This window comes from Rubrivivax albus (assembly GCF_004016515.1).
Classification (GTDB): Bacteria; Pseudomonadota; Gammaproteobacteria; order Burkholderiales; family Burkholderiaceae_C; genus Rubrivivax; species Rubrivivax albus.
The window spans coordinates 1-422 of record NZ_SACT01000060.1; the positions used below are offsets into that span (position 1 = coordinate 1).

The following is a 422-nucleotide window of genomic DNA, read 5'->3' on the forward strand; positions in this document are numbered from 1 at the left end:
ATGCTTTGTAATTGCTCCGTTGCATAACGCAGCAACTCGTCTTCGTATTTACGAATGGTTGATTTACCAATACCACTTACAAAATCAAGCGCTGCTTTTAAAGCAACCGTATCAGCAATATTGGGTGTACCTGCTTCAAACTTGTAAGGCAGATCGTTCCAGGTTGTTTTTTCGAATGTTACATCTTTGATCATTTCACCACCACCCATGAACGGCGGCATTGCTTCGAGCAACGCACGCTTGCCATACAATACACCAATGCCTGTCGGGCCATATACTTTGTGTGAACTGATGGCGAAGAAATCGCAATCGAGTTGCTGCACATCAATATCCAAATGCACGGTTGATTGTGCTCCATCGAGCATAACAATTGCTCCAACCTTATGTGCTGCGTCAATAATTTCTTTTACAGGATTGATCGT

At 43.1% G+C, this 422-nt stretch carries 1 protein-coding gene; it reads right to left on the reverse strand.

Annotated elements, in window-relative coordinates:
- Positions 1-422: aminotransferase class V-fold PLP-dependent enzyme (locus ENE75_RS26100; protein WP_128201779.1), on the reverse strand; the 422-nt coding region annotated here is incomplete at both ends.